A 2,906-nucleotide genomic window follows, 5' to 3' on the forward strand; every position below is an offset into this window, starting at 1 on the left:
TTCGCAATTCGGCCGCGGGATACCGTCCCGGCCAGTTCTGATCTGATCGCCGACGATCAGCACCCGACATCACAGGGGACTTTCATGACACTCGACACCGCTGCATCGGTCGTCGTCACCGGTGGGGCCGGCGGCCTCGGGGAAGCGACGGTCCGCCGTTTGCACACCGCCGGACTCGGCGTCGTCATCGCCGACCTCGCTACTGATAAAGGCAATGCTCTCGCAGCAGAGTTGGGGTCACGGGCACTGTTCGCGCACACCGACGTCACCGACGAGGACTCGGTGAGTGCAGCCTTCGCTAAGGCCCACGAGGTCGGGGTGCCCCGGTACGCGGTAACCGCCCACGGGGGTCCGGGGGAGTCGCGCCGGACCATCGGTCGAGACGGTACCCCCGCGGCACTGGGTACCTTCCGGGGGACAATCGATGCCTACCTGACCGGTACCTACAACGTCGCGCGGATTGCGGCGGCGGCGATCGCACAGGCCGAACCGGGGCACGGCGGCGAACGCGGAGCCCTGGTGATGACAGCGTCGATTGCCGGTTATGAGGGCCAGATCGGGCAGGCCGCCTACACGGCTGCGAAAGCGGGTGTCATCGGGCTCACCCTGGTGCTGGCAAGGGATTTGAGCGCCGCGGGCATCCGGGTCAACACCGTGGCTCCGGGCACGATGCGTACCCCCATCATGGAGTCCGTCGGAGAGGAAGCGCTCGCTGTTTTCGCGGCCAGCGTTCCGTTCCCCAAACGGCTCGGCACTCCCGACGAGTACGCCGACGCGGTTGCTTTTCTATTGGGCAATGGATACGTCAACGGTGAGGTCATGCGCCTCGACGGGGCCCAGAGATTCGCCCCGAAGTAGGGCGGCGAATACCGTCAGCGAGGTAGTTGCAGAACCTGTTCGGCGAGGATGTTGCGCATCACCTCAGTGGTCCCGGCAGCGATTGTGCTCGATCTGCTGAACAACAGGGACTCGGCGGCGGCTGGGGAACCTCCTGCTGACGCGGCCGGACCGGCAAGGTCAAATGACAATTCCGCATGACGCTGATCGACGTCGCTCCAGGCCAGTTTGACAACCGATTGGGCCGGACCCGGTGCGCCGGAGCCGATTTCGGCGATGCACCGCTCGGCGAGGAGTCCGAGCACCTCCGCGTCGACGTAAAGGCGCAGAGCCTCATCGCGTCGGTGGTCACTGATCACGCGATCTGCGTTCAGTGCCGATCGCACGGCCGCGCGGGTGCGGGTCGCGAGCACCATCGCAGCGGCTCGTTCGTGGGCCAGCGCGCTCATCGCCACCGTCCACCCCGCGTCGAGCGGGCCGAGCAGTGCGGTGGCAGGCAGTGCGACATCGTCGAAGAACAACTCGACGAACTCAGATCCCCCATTGAGCTGGCGGATTGGCGTGATGGTCACGCCGGGCAGGTGCAGGGGGACCAGGAACAGCGACAGTCCGCGGTGTGATCGACCACCGTTCTCGATCGCTCCGGTTCGGGCGAGAACCAGGCATGCGTCTGCCTCGCCGCCGTGCGAGGTCCACACCTTCTGTCCGTTGAGCGTGAAGCCGTCGGCGCATGACTGCGCGCGTGTGCGCAGGCTGGCAAGGTCGCTCCCAGCACCGGGTTCGGAGAATCCTTGGCAGTACAGCACTTCGCCGGTCCGGATGGCCGGCAGCGCCGATTTCTGTTCTGCGCTGCCCCATTCCATGATCGCAGCGGCGACAGTGTTCACCCCGAAGAAGCGGGCGATCTGCGGCGCCCCGGCGCCGGTCAGCGCATTCTCACAGGCCACCTGTGTCGCAAGATCGAGATCGCGGCCACCGAACTCAGCCGGCCAGTTCAGTCCGACCCAGTTGCCCTCCGCCAGGCAGCGGTGCCAGGCGAGACATGCGGCGAAATCGGTTCGGTCACCGAACTCGGCGAGAAACCCGGGTAACGCGGTGTTCAGGAATCGGTGCAGTTCGGCGAGCGTTCCGGCATCCGGTCCGCTCATCGACGCGGTTCCTTGGGCAATCCGAGGACCCTCTCCGCCAACACGTTTCGCTGTATCTCAGAGGTACCGCCGCCGATCCGCAAGCCGAACGATTCGAGATAAGACTCCAGCTCCGTCGGATCAGCGAGCAGGGCGAACCTGGTAATCGCGTGGTTGAGTTCAGTGGCGATGAGTTTCAAAGCACTGCCGGCCGGTCCGGGGGTACTGCTCTGTTCCTGTTCAGCGACGCTCTTGTACAGCAGTGCCCGTGCCGCGAATACGTCGTCGGCCAGCTCAGAGACACGCGCGCTCAGGACCGGGTCGCCGCGATGCTGATCGGCCAGTCGAGCCACCCGCCGCTGCAGGCCGATGATGGTCGCGGCGAAAGCGGTGCTTCGCTCGAAGGAAAGGGTTGTGGTAGCAACGGACCAGCCCTCGCCTATCTGTCCCAGGGCGTTCGCCAGCGGAATCCGAACATCGTCGAAGAAGACCTCGCCGAACTCCGGCTCCCCGGTGATCGTGGTGATCGGCCGGACGGTGATCCCGGGCGAACGCATATCGGCAATCAGGTATGTGAGGCCGCCGTAGCGGTCGGCCGGGTCGGTGCGCACCAGAAGTTCACAGAGGTCGGCGTGCTGCGCATGGGTGTTCCAACGCTTCTCGCCGGTGATCACCAGATCGTCGCCGTCCACTACTGCCCGGGTGCTGACGGCCGCCAGGTCCGAACCGGCACCGGGCTCGGAGAAGCACTGTGCGAAGTGCAGATCCCCGTTGAGGATGCCGGGCAGCCAAGCGTTGCGCTGGAACTCATTGCCCTTCATGATGATGGTCGGCCCGGCATGTGATATCCCGACGAAAAAGGGTTCGCCGCCGTGGCCGCCTGCGCGCTGATGCTCTTCATGGAAAGCCAGTTGTCGTAGCGGTGACGCCCCCTGGCCGCCG

Annotated in this window: 3 protein-coding genes; 1 reads left to right on the forward strand and 2 read right to left on the reverse strand. The window is 65.6% G+C overall.

What is annotated here, in order from left to right:
* Positions 1-84: 84 nt before the first annotated feature.
* On the forward strand, positions 85-858 hold the full coding sequence (locus tag ACR2JI_RS08150) for an SDR family oxidoreductase (RefSeq protein ID WP_526389578.1): 774 nt from the start codon (positions 85-87) through the stop codon (positions 856-858).
* Positions 859-872: 14 nt separating this feature from the next.
* Here the strand turns inward: ACR2JI_RS08150 and ACR2JI_RS08155 are convergent, their stop codons facing one another.
* Complete coding sequence (locus ACR2JI_RS08155; RefSeq protein WP_526389576.1) at positions 873-1,985, reverse strand: acyl-CoA dehydrogenase family protein; 1,113 nt, start codon at positions 1,983-1,985, stop codon at positions 873-875.
* Positions 1,982-2,906, reverse strand: a 925-nt coding sequence (locus ACR2JI_RS08160; protein ID WP_526389577.1) for an acyl-CoA dehydrogenase family protein, incomplete at its 5' end; no start/stop codon positions are given. The genes ACR2JI_RS08155 and ACR2JI_RS08160, both read right to left, overlap by 4 nt.

The organism is Mycobacterium sp. (genome assembly GCF_051006775.1).
Lineage (GTDB): Bacteria > Actinomycetota > Actinomycetes > Mycobacteriales > Mycobacteriaceae > Mycobacterium.